21 protein-coding genes and 1 tRNA gene are annotated in these 17,736 nt (G+C 46.0%); 13 read left to right on the forward strand and 9 right to left on the reverse strand.

Going from position 1 to position 17,736, the window contains the following annotated elements:
* Positions 1 to 32 precede the first annotated feature (32 nt).
* The 7 genes from cysS (at position 33) to C2755_RS04645 (ending at position 6,858) form a co-directional block, all read left to right on the forward strand.
* The gene (cysS, locus tag C2755_RS04615) at positions 33 to 1,454 is read left to right on the forward strand and encodes a cysteine--tRNA ligase (protein ID WP_215322009.1); all 1,422 of its coding nucleotides are present in this window, start codon (positions 33 to 35) and stop codon (positions 1,452 to 1,454) included.
* Positions 1,454 to 2,128, forward strand: a complete 675-nt coding sequence (locus tag C2755_RS04620; RefSeq protein WP_215322010.1) for a DNA-3-methyladenine glycosylase — start codon at positions 1,454 to 1,456, stop codon at positions 2,126 to 2,128. Before cysS ends, C2755_RS04620 begins: the two co-directional genes overlap by 1 nt.
* 9 nt (positions 2,129 to 2,137) lie before the next feature.
* Positions 2,138 to 3,109, forward strand: coding sequence for an acetyl-CoA carboxylase carboxyltransferase subunit alpha (locus C2755_RS04625; protein ID WP_215322012.1), 972 nt, complete (start codon positions 2,138 to 2,140; stop codon positions 3,107 to 3,109).
* On the forward strand, positions 3,075 to 4,373 hold the full coding sequence (tilS, locus tag C2755_RS04630; RefSeq protein WP_215322014.1) for a tRNA lysidine(34) synthetase TilS: 1,299 nt from the start codon (positions 3,075 to 3,077) through the stop codon (positions 4,371 to 4,373). Before C2755_RS04625 ends, tilS begins: the two co-directional genes overlap by 35 nt.
* A 60-nt stretch (positions 4,374 to 4,433) precedes the next feature.
* The gene (locus tag C2755_RS04635; RefSeq protein WP_215322016.1) at positions 4,434 to 5,684 is read left to right on the forward strand and encodes an aspartate kinase; all 1,251 of its coding nucleotides are present in this window, start codon (positions 4,434 to 4,436) and stop codon (positions 5,682 to 5,684) included.
* A gap of 72 nt (positions 5,685 to 5,756) precedes the next feature.
* A tRNA-Ser gene (locus C2755_RS04640) sits at positions 5,757 to 5,851 on the forward strand.
* Positions 5,852 to 6,090: 239 nt separating this feature from the next.
* Positions 6,091 to 6,858, forward strand: coding sequence for a metallophosphoesterase (locus tag C2755_RS04645; RefSeq protein WP_215322018.1), 768 nt, complete (start codon positions 6,091 to 6,093; stop codon positions 6,856 to 6,858).
* Between the two features lie 29 nt (positions 6,859 to 6,887).
* Here the strand turns inward: C2755_RS04645 and C2755_RS04650 are convergent, their stop codons facing one another.
* The 8 genes from C2755_RS04650 to C2755_RS04685 all read right to left on the reverse strand — a co-directional run bounded on the left by C2755_RS04650 (position 6,888) and on the right by C2755_RS04685 (position 14,271).
* Positions 6,888 to 8,195: a type II toxin-antitoxin system HipA family toxin gene (locus C2755_RS04650; RefSeq protein WP_215322019.1), complete on the reverse strand. Its 1,308-nt coding sequence runs from the start codon at positions 8,193 to 8,195 to the stop codon at positions 6,888 to 6,890.
* Entirely contained in the window at positions 8,195 to 8,551 is a 357-nt protein-coding gene (locus tag C2755_RS04655; protein ID WP_251368544.1) for a helix-turn-helix transcriptional regulator, read from the reverse strand. Before C2755_RS04655 ends, C2755_RS04650 begins: the two co-directional genes overlap by 1 nt.
* 243 nt (positions 8,552 to 8,794) lie before the next feature.
* Positions 8,795 to 9,343 carry a hypothetical protein gene (locus C2755_RS04660; RefSeq protein WP_215322021.1) on the reverse strand — a complete coding sequence of 183 codons (549 nt, stop codon included), beginning with the start codon at positions 9,341 to 9,343 and terminating at the stop codon, positions 8,795 to 8,797.
* Between the two features lie 64 nt (positions 9,344 to 9,407).
* Positions 9,408 to 10,232, reverse strand: coding sequence for an SDR family NAD(P)-dependent oxidoreductase (locus C2755_RS04665; RefSeq protein WP_215322023.1), 825 nt, complete (start codon positions 10,230 to 10,232; stop codon positions 9,408 to 9,410).
* Positions 10,233 to 10,961, reverse strand: a complete 729-nt coding sequence (locus C2755_RS04670) for an SDR family oxidoreductase (RefSeq protein ID WP_215322025.1) — start codon at positions 10,959 to 10,961, stop codon at positions 10,233 to 10,235.
* Positions 10,961 to 11,740, reverse strand: coding sequence for a citryl-CoA lyase (locus tag C2755_RS04675; RefSeq protein WP_215322026.1), 780 nt, complete (start codon positions 11,738 to 11,740; stop codon positions 10,961 to 10,963). Before C2755_RS04675 ends, C2755_RS04670 begins: the two co-directional genes overlap by 1 nt.
* A 23-nt stretch (positions 11,741 to 11,763) precedes the next feature.
* The gene (locus C2755_RS04680; RefSeq protein ID WP_215322028.1) at positions 11,764 to 13,272 is read right to left on the reverse strand and encodes a class I adenylate-forming enzyme family protein; all 1,509 of its coding nucleotides are present in this window, start codon (positions 13,270 to 13,272) and stop codon (positions 11,764 to 11,766) included.
* A gap of 6 nt (positions 13,273 to 13,278) precedes the next feature.
* A complete protein-coding gene (locus tag C2755_RS04685; protein WP_215322030.1) occupies positions 13,279 to 14,271 on the reverse strand; it encodes a tripartite tricarboxylate transporter substrate binding protein in 993 nt (330 codons plus the stop codon).
* A 407-nt stretch (positions 14,272 to 14,678) separates the two neighbouring features.
* Between C2755_RS04685 and C2755_RS04690 the strand changes: the two genes are divergently transcribed.
* Genes C2755_RS04690 through C2755_RS04710 form a run of 5 tightly spaced genes read left to right on the forward strand, consistent with a single transcriptional unit; the run spans position 14,679 to position 16,505 of the window.
* Positions 14,679 to 14,978 carry a hypothetical protein gene (locus C2755_RS04690; protein ID WP_215322031.1) on the forward strand — a complete coding sequence of 100 codons (300 nt, stop codon included), beginning with the start codon at positions 14,679 to 14,681 and terminating at the stop codon, positions 14,976 to 14,978.
* A 59-nt stretch (positions 14,979 to 15,037) separates the two neighbouring features.
* Positions 15,038 to 15,463 carry a Smr/MutS family protein gene (locus C2755_RS04695; protein ID WP_251368545.1) on the forward strand — a complete coding sequence of 142 codons (426 nt, stop codon included), beginning with the start codon at positions 15,038 to 15,040 and terminating at the stop codon, positions 15,461 to 15,463.
* 47 nt (positions 15,464 to 15,510) lie between these two features.
* The gene (locus C2755_RS04700; protein ID WP_215322035.1) at positions 15,511 to 15,852 is read left to right on the forward strand and encodes a YqjD family protein; all 342 of its coding nucleotides are present in this window, start codon (positions 15,511 to 15,513) and stop codon (positions 15,850 to 15,852) included.
* Between the two features lie 6 nt (positions 15,853 to 15,858).
* Positions 15,859 to 16,227, forward strand: a complete 369-nt coding sequence (locus tag C2755_RS04705) for a phage holin family protein (RefSeq protein ID WP_215322036.1) — start codon at positions 15,859 to 15,861, stop codon at positions 16,225 to 16,227.
* Positions 16,224 to 16,505 carry a YqjK-like family protein gene (locus tag C2755_RS04710; RefSeq protein WP_215322038.1) on the forward strand — a complete coding sequence of 94 codons (282 nt, stop codon included), beginning with the start codon at positions 16,224 to 16,226 and terminating at the stop codon, positions 16,503 to 16,505. Before C2755_RS04705 ends, C2755_RS04710 begins: the two co-directional genes overlap by 4 nt.
* A gap of 3 nt (positions 16,506 to 16,508) precedes the next feature.
* Here the strand turns inward: C2755_RS04710 and C2755_RS04715 are convergent, their stop codons facing one another.
* Entirely contained in the window at positions 16,509 to 17,027 is a 519-nt protein-coding gene (locus tag C2755_RS04715; RefSeq protein WP_215322039.1) for an adenine phosphoribosyltransferase, read from the reverse strand.
* A gap of 11 nt (positions 17,028 to 17,038) precedes the next feature.
* Here C2755_RS04715 and C2755_RS04720 point away from each other — a divergent pair, with 11 nt between their 5' ends.
* Positions 17,039 to 17,605, forward strand: coding sequence for a 5'-methylthioadenosine nucleosidase (locus C2755_RS04720; protein ID WP_215322041.1), 567 nt, complete (start codon positions 17,039 to 17,041; stop codon positions 17,603 to 17,605).
* Positions 17,606 to 17,736: the final 131 nt, after the last annotated feature.

Here is a 17,736-nt window from a genome sequence, read left to right on the forward strand (position 1 = left end):
ATTGGCGCTACTTGCCCCACCTTTATAGCCCTATGCTGCAAATCTATAACACCCTTAGCCGTTCTAAACAGGTCTTTAAGCCCATAGTGCCGGGCAAGGTCAAGATGTACGTCTGCGGCATGACGGTTTATGACTTTTGCCATATTGGCCATGCCAGGGTCATGATCGTCTTTGATATGGTGGTTCGTTGGCTTAGGGCTAGCGGCTATGAAGTGCTTTATGTGCGCAATATCACTGATATTGATGACAAGATCATCAACCGTGCCATTGAGAATGGCGAACCCATTTCTGCATTAACCAATCGTTTTATCGATGCGATGCATGCCGACTCGAATGAGTTGGGTTTAATTCATCCCGATCAAGAGCCGCGTGCTACCGATTACATTGCCCAAATGCAGGGCATGATTGGCAAACTCATTGAAAACGACTTGGCCTATCAAGCCAATGATGGCGATGTCAATTTTGCGGTGCGTTTGCTGCCACGCTATGGTCAGCTATCCGGTAAGACACTTGATGAATTAAATGCTGGTGAGAGGGTAGCGGTTGGTGATGGCAAGCGTGATCCGTTAGATTTTGTTTTATGGAAAAGTGCTAAAGCTGAAGAGCCTGCTGATACTCGCTGGAAGTCACCATGGGGTGAAGGCCGTCCAGGCTGGCATATTGAGTGCTCAGCCATGTCTTGTGACTTACTGGGTGAGCACTTTGATATTCATGGTGGAGGTGCGGATTTGCAATTCCCGCACCACGAAAATGAAATTGCTCAAAGCGAAGGCGCTTTGTATGGCAAAGATCGTAAAGAAGATGATGCTCCCTTTGTTAATTACTGGATGCATAACGGCCACATTCGAGTGAACGAAGAGAAAATGTCCAAGTCATTGGGCAACTTCTTTTTAATACGAGATGTCTTAAAAAGCTTTGATCCAGAAGTATTGCGCTTCTTCATGCTGAAGGCGCATTACCGTAGTCCGATTAATTACAGCGATGCACAACTAGAAGAGGCACGCTCAGGACTTGGTCGTCTATACACTGCCTTGGCTCAAGCCCCAAAAGCACAATCAATCAATCTAGATCCACACAATCCATGGGCCAAGCGCTTTGCGGATGCCATGAATGATGATTTCAATACACCAGAGGCGATTGCGGTCTTGTTTGATCTGGCCAGCGAAGTTAACCGTGCGCAAGGCCAAGAAAAGCAATTACTCGCCAATACAATGAAGGCCCTTGGCGCCTCTCTAAATTTCTTGCAGCGCGATCCAACTGCATTTTTGCAGGCGGGTTCCAAAGATCAGGATGGCTTAAGTCCTGCGCAAATTGAAGAACATATCGCTGCACGTGTGGCCGCTAAACAAGCAAAAGATTTTGCCCAAGCAGACTTAATTCGTAAGACATTACTAGAGCAAGGAATTGTTCTGGAAGATAAACCCGGCGGCTTAACAGAATGGCGTAGGGCTTAATGACTGTAGCAAAAGAAATAAAAGTGGAAAAAGCAGAATCAATTCTTGAGGAAATTGCTCCAGACTATTGGGAGCAGGCTTGCAAAGAATTGATGAAGCACGATCGTATTCTGAAAAAATTGATTCCTAAAATTGGATCCGGATTTTTAGTGACACGCGGCGATTCTTTTAATACTTTGGCAAGATCGATTGTTGGACAGCAAATTTCAGTTGCAGCAGCTCAAACCGTATGGAATAGGGTGCTTGCTGCGAGCAAGAGAAAGGTCACACCCAAAAATATCCTAGCGCTATCCGTTGAAGAGTTGCGCGCCGCCGGATTATCTGGGCGCAAGGTGGAGTACATCCGCGATTTAGCAGATCACTTCGATTCCGGTCGCCTCCATGCCAATCAGTGGAAAGATATGGATGATGAGAGCGTGATCAAAGAATTAAGCTCTATTCGGGGAATTGGCCGCTGGACTGCTGAAATGTTCCTCATTTTTAATATGGTTCGCCCTAATATCCTCCCTTTGGACGATATTGGTTTAATTAAGGCTATTTCCCTCAATTACTTCAGTGGTGAGCCTGTTAGCCGCCATGAGGCGAGGGAGGTGGCTGCCAATTGGGCCCCGTGGCGTACGGTAGCTACCTGGTATATGTGGAGAAGTATCGACCCCGCCCCAGTTGAATATTAAAATCAGACTATGAAAACGACTTTCCTGGATTTTGAGCAGCAAATCGCCGAATTAGAGTCAAAGATTGAAGAGCTGCGTTTTGTGCAAGATGAGTCATCGGTAGATATCTCCGATGAGATCAAAACGCTTGCCGAAAAGAGTCAGCAGTTAACAAAAGATGTTTATGCCAATTTGACTCCTTGGCAGGTCTCTCAAGTAGCGCGTCATCCACAGCGTCCTTACACCTTAGATTATGTTGGTGCTTTATTTACCGACTTTCATGAACTGCATGGTGATCGCACTTTTGCAGATGATCAATCAATCATTGCTGGATTGGCCCGTTTTGAAAATCAGTCTTGTATGGTGATCGGTCATCAGAAGGGCCGCGACACCAAAGAACGTGCCCTCAGAAACTTCGGCATGAGCCGACCAGAGGGTTACCGCAAAGCAATGCGCCTCATGCGTCTTGCGGAAAAGTTTGGCATTCCAGTATTTACTTTTGTAGATACCCCAGGCGCATTCCCTGGCATTGATGCGGAAGAGCGCAATCAGTCTGAAGCGATTGGCCGCAATTTGTTTGTGCAAGCAGAGCTTGAAGTTCCCATCATCGCCACCATTATTGGTGAAGGTGGTTCCGGTGGTGCGTTAGCTATTGCTATGGGCGATGTGGTCTTAATGTTGCAGAACTCCACTTACTCAGTAATCTCTCCTGAAGGCTGTGCATCTATCCTCTGGAAGACTGCTGATAAGGCTCCCGAGGCAGCTGAGCAGCTGGGCCTCACGGCTCAGCGCTTAAAGGCTTTGGGTCTAATCGATAAGATCGTTGCTGAGCCTATTGGTGGCGCACATCGTGATTACGACAATATGATGAGCAATATGCGCAAAGCACTTGCTGAATCTTTAAAAACTTTTGACGGCATGAAAGTGGATGCATTGCTTGAACGTCGTCATGAGCGTTTGATGAGCTATGGCAAGTTCAAGGAAATCACAGCAAAGTCCTAAGCTGGGAAAACGAATTGCGGTTGCCTTAAGTGGCGGCCTCGATTCGGTTGTATTGCTCGACACGGTTTGCAAAGCGCAAGCTAAAAGCCAAAATCAAATCTACGCCTTTCATATTCATCATGGCTTACAAAAACCGGCAGATGACTGGTTAATCTTTTGCGAGAAGCTGACCAAAAAATACAAGATCCATTTTGATTTTCGACTCTTGCATCTAAGTAGTTCTAACGAGCAAGGTAATATCGAGGCCAGGGCAAGAGAAGGGCGTTACGAAGCGCTCGCCGATCTTTGCGAAGAATATGGCATCGAAGATTTACTCTTGGCCCATCATCAAAACGATCAAGTAGAAACCGTTCTCCTGCAGCTCCTGCGGGGCTCGGGCGTAGCTGGCTTATCCGGTATGCCAACAAGGAGGAGGCTTTCCAGCAATCAACACCTCACCCTCTGGCGCCCACTCTTAAATCAAAGCAGACAAGAGCTTGAAGCTTATGCCAAAGAACATAAGCTCAAATGGATTGAAGATCCAAGCAATCAAAATACAAAATATCGTCGTAATGCTATTCGCAAGAAAATTATTCCTGCTCTTGAAGGTATTCAGCCTGAAGCATTAACGAATATGGCACGCAGTGCTGAGTTACTTGGTGAAGCGCAAGTCCTACTGAATCGCTTAGCGCAGCAAGACGGCAAAAATATTCTCAATCAAGATCAATTGCAAGTAGCGCCACTTCTATCTTTGGCTAAAGATGATTTGCCTGCAGCAAACAATGTCTTGCGTTTCTGGTTGCAAACTCAGCAGTTGGCAATGCCATCGCAAGAGCGCCTCCAGTCTTGGTGGCGCGATCTGACGAAAGTTAAAGCTGATGCCAAGCTTGAGTGGCTACATGACGAAAGAAAGATCTGCCTCTGGCGTGGAGCCCTTCAAGTTGCGGGCGCAGAAGCAGGTCAATGGGTGCTTAAATCACTGCCGGCCAATTCCAAGCAATTAGGTCTTCCTGCGGATTGGGTAAAAACCGCCCAGGGGAATAACCAAATCACGCTGAGAGCGCGCCTAGGCTCCGAGAAGATTCAGATAAAGCCCAAGACACCCCGTAAAACCCTCAAAAACCTCTATCAGGAGGCTGATATCCCTCCATGGGAGCGTCAAGCACCCTTGCTTTACATCAATGATGAATTGATCGCTGTGGCGGGTATTGGGCTGAGTTACCCGCACCTGACATCCGCCGGTAGGCGAGTACTCCCGGAATGGGTGCAAAACCCTGTAAAATAAGCCCTTTTTAGACCCTCAAGGATTCATTTCCTTGTTACTGATAGTTAAATAGACGGCTTTATGGCTCTTATCGTTCATAAATATGGTGGCACCTCAATGGGCTCAACAGAGCGCATTGCCAATGTTGCCAAACGCGTTGCTAAATGGATGCGTGCAGGCCACCAAGTGGTGGTTGTGCCTTCAGCCATGTCAGGCGAAACCAATCGCTTGTTAGGTCTCGCAAAAGAAATCAACCCTGATGCAAATCCACGCGAGTTAGATCAAATCGCTTCTACAGGTGAGCAAGTTAGTTCTGGCTTGTTAGCGCTGGCTCTCATGCGTGAAGGTATTGATGCAGTGAGCTACGCTGGTTGGCAAGTAACAGTCCATACCGATTCTGCATTTACCAAGGCGCGCATTAAGAGTATTGAAAGCGACAAGATTCTCAAAGATCTTAATGCTGGTCGTGCGGTTGTTGTTACTGGTTTCCAGGGCGTTGATCCTAATGGCAACATCACCACATTAGGTCGTGGCGGTTCTGATACATCAGCAGTGGCGATGGCGGCAGCCTTAAAAGCGGATGAGTGTTTGATCTATACAGACGTTGATGGTGTTTACACAACCGACCCACGCGTCTGCGAAGATGCACGTCGCTTAGATAAGATTACCTTTGAAGAGATGCTAGAAATGGCGAGCTTAGGTTCAAAGGTATTGCAGATTCGTTCAGTTGAGTTTGCGGGTAAGTACAAAGTTAAAACCCGGGTTCTGTCTTCCCTGACAGACCCATTGATGCCTTTAGACATCGAGATGAAGTCGGGCACCTTGATTACATTTGAAGAGGACAGCACTATGGAAGCCGCAGTTATTTCCGGCATCGCCTTTGCGCGTGATGAAGCGAAGATTACCGTTCTTGGAGTTCCTGATCGTCCAGGCATTGCGTATCAAATTCTTGGTCCGATTGCGGATGCCAATATTGATGTGGATATGATTATTCAGAATCAATCAGTTGAAGGTAAAACAGACTTTACTTTCACAGTGCCGCGTGCTGATTATCAAAAAGCATTGGACTTGCTCAAGAACACCGTGCAAGCTCACATCGAAGCAAAAGAAATCTCTGGCGATCCAAAGGTCTCTAAAGTTTCAGTTGTTGGTGTTGGTATGCGTTCCCACGTTGGTATCGCCAGCAAGATGTTTCGCACTTTGTCGGAAGAGGGCATCAACATCTTGATGATCTCCACCAGCGAAATCAAGATCTCAGTGGTGATTGATGAGAAATACATGGAGTTGGCTGTGCGTGCCTTGCACAAAGCATTTGAGCTGGACCAGAAGTAAGTAAAAAGCACAATAAACCCCTCAGAAGCGGTTATCCGTTAAACTGTAGGGCGTTGTAATAGTAAGAAGTACGGAGACGTGGCCGAGCTGGTCGAAGGCACTCCCCTGCTAAGGGAGCATCGGGGCTAAAACTCTGATCGGAGGTTCGAATCCTCTCGTCTCCGCCATCACTTTTGGCATTTTCTCTCTTTTTGCTATATGCAACAAAGACTTAGCCCCCTAACCGGGGCTTTTTCTTTATCACTCCCGCTTGCCGGTACGCTTACCACCTAAACAATATGTGATTGCAAATATGTGGCTAATACCAATTAAGCTAACAATCGCTTATTACATCCTGATGGTAAGGTTAATTTATTGAATACACTAGATTTCAATCTAAAGGTCACGATCGAGTCTTATCAAAATTATGAAACTTCATGTACTGAGTGATTTGCATCTAGAGTTTGCTGACTTTACCCCTGCATCAAATACGGCAGATGTTATTGTTCTGGCGGGTGATATCGGCCTTCGCGCGGAAGGTGTAACTTGGGCTAGGAAATCTTTTCCTCATCAAGAAATTATTTATGTGGCTGGCAACCATGAGTTCTATGGTTCTCAGCACTCTCATGTCATTGAGGACATCCAAAATACATGCGCAGAAAACGACATTCATTTCCTAGATGACGATGCGATTGTGCTACGTGATCTCCAATTAAATACTCCCGTCCGCTTTTTGGGAGCTACGTTGTGGACGGACTTTTTATTATTTGGTGAAGATCTTAAATCTAAATGCTTATCGTATGGTGAGCTTTACTTAAATGACTTCAGAAGAATCCGTGACGGAGGTAGAAATTTTTCTCCAAAAAAGTCTATCCAACTACATGGAAAGTCACTGGCTTGGCTGCAAAAAGAGTTAGAGAGTCCCTTTAATGGCAAGACGGTAGTGGTTACTCATCATCTACCCTCAATGAGCTCAGTAGCAGAGCGATATAAACCGGATCTACTGTCCGCCTGTTTTTCATCCGAGTTAGCCCATCTCTTTGGAAAGATGTCTTTATGGATTCATGGGCATACGCATGACTCCTGTGATTATCAAATGAATGGCACTAGGGTGGTTTGTAATCCTCGCGGTTATGTGCGATCTAATCATGCTGAGAACCCAGCATTTAATCCATCTTTAATAATTGAAATCTAGTTACCCACTATGCGCTTCATAATGAGATCTTAGTCTTTGGCTAAAGTCTTGATTAATTCAGCGCTGCAAATATCATCGATATGCCTAAAGGCTAGGGAGATTTCTTCGATTTGATCTGCAGCAATTCCAAGGCTCTCGAAGTGAGTTTTCCATTGCCTAGTTACTCGCCATACACGATCGATAATGTCGCTTGCTTGCTGTGCGGATAGGCCAAAGCGCTCTTTGGCACCATAGGCATTATCGAGTGTGGCCAATTTACCTTGTGGTCCAACGCCTAGATGTTGATAACGCTCACTTGCAATGACTGCATGAGGCATCACGTCATAGAGTGGACTCAGGCTCCAGCCTTTAAGTGCATGGCTCCATAAGAATGCATGATTGCGTAGATGATCATCATCATTACTAATAAAAATATTAAAGATCATGCGTGCATATAGTTCTTCAATATCAGCTTTGACTGTTTGAATCACGCAATATCTGCGGATAGCATCCGCAATATCCATATAACTTTTTGTATTGGATTCTGATTCGTGACAGGCAACTAAGGTGAGGGCGCTAACGACATGATGACGAATTTCTATTGGCCGAGCAAAAGCAGTCCAAGAGCGATCAAAGCGTTTGACCATCAACACTTTTTTCTTGCCAACTTGTTCTAATTGCGTTTGCGCTACATTAAGACCGGCTAACTGCGCAAGTTTGAGTGTGGCGTATTCAATGCTTGGTACATCTAAAGCGCCATCTGTATTACCTGGGAACTTAGCCATCCATAAAATGTTTTCATCATCGCGCACGCTTGCCTTAGGACGCATGCCCCCAAGACCGCTACCCACAATCAAAATTTTGGATAGTGCTTCTGATACTGGCAAGCCCGCCTCAATCTTCTGTGCACCCTCGAGTACGTATGACAGATTGTGAATACTTTCGTGAGCAGGGCGCTCCTCTTGATCTAAAGAAGATCGAATGTCTAAAGCCCCAACACGATCACTGCCTGCTTCGAGTAGATAGGTTGATTCTGGCAGGCTATTGGCTGGAACCTTAAGCCTAGCTTCAATGACTCTTCTCCCCCAAGAATCAGGAGCAGCATCCCGAATTCCACCAAAAGTCTCTAAGCCGTTAGGTGGAATGAGGCGCTTACCTTTGATCTCACTTTTACTTCTAAGGCTAAGAGCGACTGGATCCACTTCTTGTGCGTTGCTCCTATCTAAGTAACGCAAGCCATAAGCAAATGAAGAGGCAATAAGTCTTGAGCCTTCCTCATCTACTTGCAGTTGACCTGCTGGTACAAATTCACCATCAAGATTGGCAAAGGCAAAAAGATCCTTAGTGGTATTGGCCATCAGAAATCAAGCGCTTTCATTTCCGCTGCACTCAAATCACGCACGCGTTGTGGACGTGAGCGACGCTCTAAAGCAATGATCGCAGGATCATCTCCGCTTAATAGTTGCAATAAGTTCATGCCTGGAGCGATTGCATCTAAGTAACGCAGGAGCGCGCCAATGGCTACACCAGGATCACCCTTTTCAATGCGCTGTGCAGTAGCGCGAGATAGGCCGGCACGGACTGCTGCCTCACCTTGGCGAACACGACGCGCAAGACGCAAAGAAACAAGGCATTGCGCTATTTCAGTGGATTGGCCAAGTTGCTTTGATGCTAGGGTCAGTTCTTGATCTACGCGCATAGTTGCCTCATGCATTTTGTTAAGTATGAGGCGTTAATATGCCTGTTTATACGCCATAGGTCAATAAATATGACTCATAAATGAGTCTTTAAGTGTTTTAATGACCCATTTATGAGTCATTTAATGATTTACAGTAGAAAATTTAGGCTTGTAATTCCGTCAAAGGGACACCTCTTTACCGGACAGATTCTCCGCCAGTACTTAAAAATAAAGGGGCTCTATGCCCCTTTATTTATTTCAATCACACTGATCGAGCTATCAATTAAATCCATTCACTGCCTGCATATAACCTTGGATATATTGTGGCGACACAAAAAGCTCAGTCTTCATTCCATTCTTAGCGGATAGGGTGATGATGAAACCCTTCTTCATCTTATCCTTTAGGAATGCCTCGGGCAATTGGATAGAGACGACTTCTCTAAAGATGCAACCTCTGTCACCACAAGCGCCAGCTTCTCTACCAACCACTTTAAATGTCGTAGCAGGTGTGTTTTCTAGCATTGCGGAATCGTAATAACGCCATTGTGAGAAATACGTTAGTTGCGCATTGAGCTCATAAGTCTTTGCCCCTTGTTTAGGCTGTTCAGTTTTGAGGCTAAACATCTCATAAGTATTGGCTGCATCCATCGTATTGATAGGTGGGCCTTGATAGGTTTTCCCACCAGTTGCTGAATTAGGCGTGATGATGGTCGAGTGATAGACATCATTCACTTCCCAGCCACTAATTTTTTTATCATTCATATTGCAAGCAACCAGAACAGCGCTAATTGCTAGCAATAAAACAACTCGGTAGATGATTCGATGCATATAAAGCTCCTAAAGAATCATCAAATCATACTATCCCTTAAGCTCGGGGCTGGAATTCTGGGACTTAGACGTATTTCCCGGTGAGGCCGCCATCAACCACCAGCTCAGTGCCTGTAATGTAGGCTGCGGCATCTGAGACCAGAAAGGCGCAAGCGTGTGCCACATCCCAGGCTGTTCCAGAGCGTCCCATGGGTACCTGCTTATCACGTGTGGCACGAGCCTCATCTAGACCATTTTCAGAAAACATCCTCGCTACAGTATTGGCAATGCGTGGAGTATCTATAAGGCCAGGCACTACTGTATTGGCTCGAATGCCTTTATCGGCGTATTGCTGAGCAATCATCCGAATAAATTGGGTATTAGCAGCCTTGGTTACGCTATAGGCTAAATGTGGGTAGCCCAAATAGCGCATGCCCGCCACTGAAGAGATGGCAATAATATTGCCGGTACCGCGCGCCACCATTTCAGGCAAGACCTCTTGGGCTGCAAGTAGGAGGCTGCGCACATTTACCTTGTGAATGCGATCAAAATCTTCAGCGCTGGTTTCCATTGGTCCGCCAACTTTGCCAATGCCCACGTTGTGATGCAGCACATCAATAGGACCAAATTGTTTACGAGCTTCGTCAAAGAGTCTTGTTACATCAAGTTCTTCAGAAACATCCCCAACAAAAGTTTCCGCTATACCGCCTTCATTCAGAATAATCTTGGTAGTTTCTTCTGCAGACGCTTGATCTCGATCGACTACGCAGACCTTTGCGCCTAAACGAGCATAGGTAACACATGAGGCTCTACCAATACTCCAGCCGGGCCCAGCAGATCCACCGCCAGAAACGAAGATTACTCGATTAGTGAGATCCGTTGGTAAACCAGGAGGGTGTTTTGAATTCATTTACTGACTCAGACCTACAGTCATGCCACCACAAACATATACAACCTGACCAGTTGTATAACCCGCGCGTTGATCAAGTAGAGAGGCGACGATATGGGCCACTTCCTCTGGTTTGCCAATTCGACCCAGAGGCACGCTATCTAAGATGCGTTGTGTAGCAGGGGCACCAGGAGGGTTCGCACTCTGAAAGAGTTCGGTTGCAATCGGTCCGGGCCCAATAGCATTTACTGTGATGTCATCACTTGCGAGCTCTAAAGCCAAAGTGCGAGTCAATCCCAGTAATCCCGCCTTAGAAGTCGCATATGAAATTCGCTCTTCTTTACCCAAAGCAGCACGACTGGCAATATTCACAATACGACCAAAATGAGCTGCTTTCATGGCGGGGAGTACGGCTTGCACGCAAATAATGGCAGCAGCAACATTGACGCTCATTACGGCCTGTAGATCTGCAATCGTAGTCTTCTCGATACTAGCAGGGCGAACAATGCCTGCGTTATTCACTAAGCGAGTAATCGAGTTATTAGAAGTCGCATCAGCCAGTGCAGTGCGCAAAGCTTTCTCATCGGACATGTCTACTTTGATAAAAGTTTCATGCTCAGCAATTTTTACAGGAGACTCTTTATCAAAATTAATGACATGCATGCCATCCGCAATTAGGCGCTCCAATATGGCGCGACCGATACCACGGCTAGCACCAGTAACTAGTATGCATTCTCTAGAGCCCATCATTAGCCAATCTTGTTGGCGCCATCCACAAACGGAATGGCATGTTCAATGGCGTCCCAAATGAAGCGACCTGATGGGCTTTGTTGTTCCTCAACAATATGGGCCACTAAGCCAGCAGAACGGGAGATAACGGCAAAGCCACGCATCACAGCAGTAGGTATGCCAATCTCACCTAATAGGGCGGCAACCGCACCAGTGGCATTAATCGTAATGGGGCGACCAGCCACTTCATCCACTGCTTTAGATAAAGTTTCTAGCGCACGAATATGATCACCTTTGAGTTCTTTCTCAGCGCGGCCCATGTCTAATAGCTTGTAAGCACGTGGATCTAGCGGCTTATGCAGGTGATGACCAAAGCCAGGCACTGCGCCTTTTATGCTCTTGTAATGTCGCGCAATCAAAAGGGCTTCAGCATGTTGGTCTTTAGAGGCAATAATCCGATCTAGCAAGGCGGAGCAGTTTTCCATTGTGCCAATAAAGGAACTACCAACAGCCAACAGGCCTGCAGATACAGCCCCTTGAAGGTTCTCTGGAGCGCTCATATAGATCAAGCGTGTGGCGATTGCACTGGGCGTTAGGCCATGCTCCATCAGCACAATGAGCACCACATCAGTAATGCGAATATCAACACCTCGAGGCTGTCTACCCAGAATCTGCATCAGCATGACTTCGGTGAATGTTTTCTTACCCATCAAATCCTCTACTAAATCCGCATCGCGATAATGCAAGCTAGTGAGAGTGTGAGTACACAGACTGGTAACAGGAGTTTTTTTGGTAGTCATAAGCTAAAAGGATTAATTATTGCCTAAGCAGGCGTTTGAAGTTTCTGAATCACTGCACTTTTCAGTAATTTACCCACATTGGAGCGAGGCAAGCTTTCGTAGAAGTGAACGTGTTTTGGAGTTTGTACTGGCCCCAATAAATTTCGAACAAAAGCAATCAGCTCCGCTTCATCTGTTTTTTGTCCTGGATGCAATTGCACTGCAGCTTGAACAGTTTCACCCCATTTTTCATCAGGGAGACCGAAGACAAGGCATTCGTGAACAGCAGGGTGCTGACTTAAGGCATTCTCAACATCCACTGGGTAGACATTAAATCCGCCAGTAATCACGATGTCCTTGAGGCGATCCTTGAGATACAAAAACCCACGTTCATCAATCAAGCCACGGTCACCAGTATGAAGCCAGCCATTGATAATGGTTTCAGCGGTTTTCTCAGGCATGCGCCAATAGCCGTTCATGAGAAGATCACCACGGGCAACGACTTCGCCGATTTCACCGGTAGGCAATAGTTCGCCTTCAGGAGACATGATGGCCACATCACTAAACCAAGTAGGTCTGCCAACGGCTGCCCAGTTGTTGGGATCTTCAAAATCCTCAGGTCGCATGACCGTCAAAATTTGCGGTGCTTCGGTTTGACCATAGGTCGTGCCCAATACCGGACCAAAGAAATCACGTACCTTACGAACCTGTTCTGGAGGCATTGGTGCACCGCCATAAATCAGTCTTCGTAACTTTGGATAATCATCTCTGGATGCATTAGGTAATGCCATCAACATATAAACAAGGGTTGGCGGCATGAAGCAAACAGTACCGCGTCTTTCACGAAAAGCAGTTCTGACTACCTCTGCGCCAGCACCATCCAAAATCACATGACAGCCACCTTGCGCCAAGATCGGAACGATATAAGTAGATGTGCCATGGGTAATTGGTGCTGCAACAACATAGCGCTCGTGCTCATCAAATCCCCATACCTGAATCTGATTGGTGATGTTTGCCAACCAAGCGCGATAGGGCTGCATAACTCCTTTAGGAGCGCCAGTTGTCCCCCCAGTAAATTTGATCGCCTGAATTGCATCTAGTGGTAATTCAAAAGAAGGCTTCGGTGCATCCTCATGCAATTGAATTAATTCGTTTATGCTGCGCGCAGAAGCATCAGAGTCAGCGCCTGTATAAACCCATGCTCCCGCAGCGCCTTTAAGTAATGCTTGATTGGCGGCATCTAAAATCACAATAGAAGGCTCGGTGATATTAACAATACGCTGAATCTCAGGGTGGGTGCTCTTAGGGTTCAGTGGTACCCATACCTTGCCGCAAGCCAAAATGGCTAACAGGGCAGTAATGTGATCATCGCTGTTACCTGCGCAAATAGCTACTCGACTCTGAAGGCTAGGGTCTAAAGCAGTAAGTCCTGCAGACAAGGCTTTAACGCGCTTAGCTAAGGTGGCGTAATGAATTGGGCCACTCGGTGTATCAATGGCAATGCGATCGGGCCAACGTTGTGCGGCCCTCCAAAAAAAATCAATCGGAAACATAATGAGTTATTCGGCTTTAGCGCCAGAGGCCCTTACAACATCTCGCCAGCGTTTAACTTCGGTTGCTTCAAATGCAGCCATTTTTTCTGGTGAACCAGGCTCTGGTGTTGCAGCCAATTCTTGAAGCCTCTGTTTAACTTCAGGGGAGTTGAGTGCTTTATTTAGAGCAGCATTTAATTGCATGATGATGGGCTTAGGCGTTCCCGCAGGGGCAACCAATGCAAACCAAGACTGCACATCAAAGCCAGGATATCCTGACTCAGCAATAGTCGGGACGTCCGGTAAAAATGGTGAGCGTTGCGCACTGGTAACTGCAATCGGACGTAGTTTTCCAGCCTTAATATGAGGTAGTGCAGAAGGGGCGTTGTCAAACATGGATTCCACTTGACCACCAAGCAAATCCGTTACTGCAGGAGCGCTGCCTTTGTAGGGAATATGCAGCATTTGGATTTTCGCCTGCATCTTAAACATTTCACCGGATAGGTGAATGGATGAGCCGCTACCGGAGGAAGCAAAGGTTACGCCATCTTTAGCATCTTTAGCATAGCGCACATATTCTGCAAGCGTTTTTACTGGAAGATTTGGGTTCACTACCAAAATATTTGGAATCTTAGCGATCATCCCAATCGGCTCAAAATCTTTAATCGGGTCGTAGCTTAGATTCGGATAGAGCGTAGCGTTAATCGTATTAGCAATCGAGAAGGCGTAAAGCGTGTAGCCATCGGCAGGTGAACGAGCAACAATTTCAGCGCCCACGTTGCTGTTAGCACCAGGACGGTTTTCTACCACGATGGATTGACCTAAGGTATTGCCCATGCCGACTGATACCAGGCGGGTCAATACATCAGTTGCACCACCGGCCGAATAGCCAACAATAATTTTGATGGGTTTGGTAGGCCAAGCAGCTGTAGATTGTGCTAGGGCCGGAATCGAAGTAACCGTGATGAGCGCAGCAAAAACAGTCAGCAAGCCTTTTTTGGGCGTGAAATGTAAAGACATATATCTCCTTCAATTATTAGGGTGCTTTAAGACGATCTTAAGAAGCCCCAAATTTCTTATTTATTCAGTATTTATAACACCAAAGTGGCTTAAACGCCCTAATGTAGCCGCAGTTATAGCAACGATCGCAAATCTCTTTTATTAGGGTATCTCATTACTATATTATTAAACTTCACAACTTCACAACTTCACAACTTGTGATATAGTGCTACGACTGGGAGATGAAATGAAGAGAGAGATACCGAAAACACATCAAGCCTTAGAGTGGGTAGGGAAGGGCATGACTGCTGCTCAAGCAGCCAGAAAGATGCAAATTTCAGAATCCAGTGTGTATGCCGCCCTTAGAAAGACAAAGGCGAAAGAAGTGGGCTGTTGTCCAACATGTGGTCACAAAATAAGGAACTAAGATGAAAAAGACTCTATTAGCAGCTGCAACAATCACTGTTGCTGCATTCGCTTATGCAAATACATCGCCGTCAGATTCTTCTGAGTTAGTCAATCAGCAGTGCAAGATATCTGCTGAAGCGGTATCTACCTTGAAGGGTCTGCGTTACGGCAACACTTCAATTCGCAAGGATGTAGCCACATTAATTAACGCCAGCCTTAAGACTCCAGAGAATCGCGAGCTAGCGCAAAAGACCCTGAACCTCATGGTTGACGATAAGGCAACCGATACAAGGGGTTTAGAGGGTAAGTACTGCTCTTAAGGAGATCAGTCTGATTCTTAAAGGTGGCACATAACGCTGAATGCCCTGATTGTGGAAATATGCGGGCATTGTTTACTCAGTGTCCGCATTGCGGTTCTGTCAATTTGCCCATATTGGGTTCGGATACGATTGAGTTCAATATCAAGCAAGACGGCCCATATGTTGAAGAGGCCCTAGATCGCCTAACGGACATCCTACGAAAATCATTAGAGATCGGAATCAAGGCCATCATATTGATTCATGGATATGGATCAAGCGGTGAAGGTGGTCGAATTAAGTGGGCTATCCATGAAGCGCTTGAAAATAACCGTTACTCTGACCGAGTTGCTGAATACCATTTTGGCGAAGATGTAGCCTTTGGTAGTGAGTCCTATTATGCCTTGCTGAAACGCCGTCCTGGCCTAAAGCGATATCTCAAGCGCTTTAAAGAAGGTAACGCTGGTATGACAGTTTTATTGCTGGGATCTCAGGTTAGAAGTGCTTAGAATAGGGTTATTGGTATTTATGCCTCATCTATTAGGGATCCATTTCCATGACTACTAAGAAACTCGAACATTCAGATTTACATGATGAAAAGCAAGTTGGCGCAGAAAGCCTTATTAGTGAATTCAAATCCCTGATGGCTGATGCTGAAGCTTTAATCAAGGCAACCGAAGATCATCCAGGTGCGGCCATTAGCTCCATTCGTAATAAAGCCCTTGAAACTCTCGCAGGTGCCAAAGAAAGCCTTTCAGGTGTCGAGGGCAAGATGATTGAGAAAGCGAAGGTAGCCGCTGAAGGTGCGGATGATTTCGTGCATCGCAATCCTTGGGAGGCTGTCGGTGTTGCAGCTGGTTTAGGTTTGCTGATTGGCTTATTTATTGGACGCCGTTAGACCCTTATGTCTCAAGAAAATTTACTTTCCTCTATCAAAGGCCTTGCATCAACTGGTGCATCGATAGCGCAAACGCGCTTAGAGCTCTTATCTCTGGATGTGCAAATCGCCAGAAGTAAATTCATTGGCTTGCTAGTGATGATTATCGGCGCCTTATTTTTTTTATTCTTTGGTTTAGTGATGCTCGCGTTGCTAATTGTTATTTACAGCTGGGAGACTGACCGAATACTGGCCTTAGGCTTATTGACCGCAGCCTTTTTATTGGTTGGTCTGGTTTTAGTGGCGCTGATTACTCAATCACTACATACGATGCCTAGACTATTTGAGGCCTCAATTGCTGAATTAGCAAAAGATCGCGAAGCGCTTTCAAAATGAGTGAGTATTTAAAAGCTTTGGAGCTGCGCCAACACCAATTGAAGCTTCAGGCGCACCGTGAGCGCACTGAGTTTGCTGAACATTTTGAGGCTTGGGAAAAGCCTCTCTCATGGGCTGATAAAGGGGTTGATGCTGTCAACTTCCTGAGGAGTAATCCGATCCTATGGACTAGTGCATTTGCAGCCTTGGCACATTACAGGCCTAAGCTGGCAAGTAAGGCTCTTGCAGTGGGTTGGGGTGCCGTGAAGGTTATCAAGAGCGTTAAAAAACTGCTCTAGCTTCTAGCTTTTTAATACTGACTGATGGCGAATGCCCGATTGATTTAAAAGATCACGGCCATTTAGGAAAGTAATTTCCAGCAAGGTAATTGCACCACTGACTTCAAAGCCAGCACTGCGTATTAACTTATCAGCAGCCACTAAGGTTCCACCGGTAGCAAGAACATCGTCAAGCAGCAATACTCTGGCATCTTTAGGGAGGGTAGATTGCTGAATCTCTAGAGCATCATTGCCATACTCAAGACCATAAGCTTCACGATGACTAGCTAAAGGGAGTTTGTTAGGTTTTCTAGCCAGTACTAAGCCCCTGTGTGCGTGATGGGCTAGGGCAGAGCCAAAGATAAAGCCGCGAGACTCAATGCCTAGAATGTGGGTGTAATCAAATTGCTGGGACACCTCATCTAACTGACGAATAGCTTCTTTAAAGGCGGCTGGATTGGCTAATAAAGGGGATATATCCCTAAAGAGAATGCCGGGTTTTGGAAAATCAGGAACTCCGGGTAGATAATCTAATAAATTCATCAACAGCCAATATGAAAACAGAACTTCTTATTATTACCGCATTAGAGTCCGAGCTCAAGCGTGAAGCTCTGCCAAGTGGGGTGGAAATTGTGTATTCAGGCGTTGGCAAAATTAATGCTGCCATAACCAGCATCAAAGCCATTCACCAATACTCACCAAAGAGAATATTGAATTTCGGTACCGCAGGGAAAATCAAAACAGAATTACAGGGGCTACTAGAAATCGGTAAGGTCATTCAGCGCGATATGGATGCTGAGCCACTAGCACCCCGCGGCAGCACTCCTTTTTGCGCTAGACCACAAGAGTATGTATCTACCGGAAGATTTATCTGTGGCTCTGGTGATAGCTTTGTGACGGCATCCGATCCTTGGTTGCATAGCCAAGGTGTTGATGTTGTTGATATGGAGCTATTTGCAATTGCTGCGATTGCACATGATCATCACATACCTTGGCAATCATTTAAATACATCACCGATGAAGCTAATGAAGACTCTGGGGAAGACTGGCATGCGAAAGTTCATCTCGGCCAAGAACTCTTTTTGGCGGCTTTAAGTCAGGCTCTTGCTAACGATTCCTAGTTACCTTATTCCTTAATTTGAGCCCAAAATCACCCTAAAAGCACCTAAGTAAGGTTTTTTACCCTCATCAGGCTTGTGGTGATTTCTGCTGAGTCGCACCGGCAAAATAAGTTCTTGTGTTATAAAATTCA

Origin of the sequence: Polynucleobacter sp. MWH-S4W17 (genome assembly GCF_018687535.1) — a bacterium.
Lineage (GTDB): Bacteria > Pseudomonadota > Gammaproteobacteria > Burkholderiales > Burkholderiaceae > Polynucleobacter.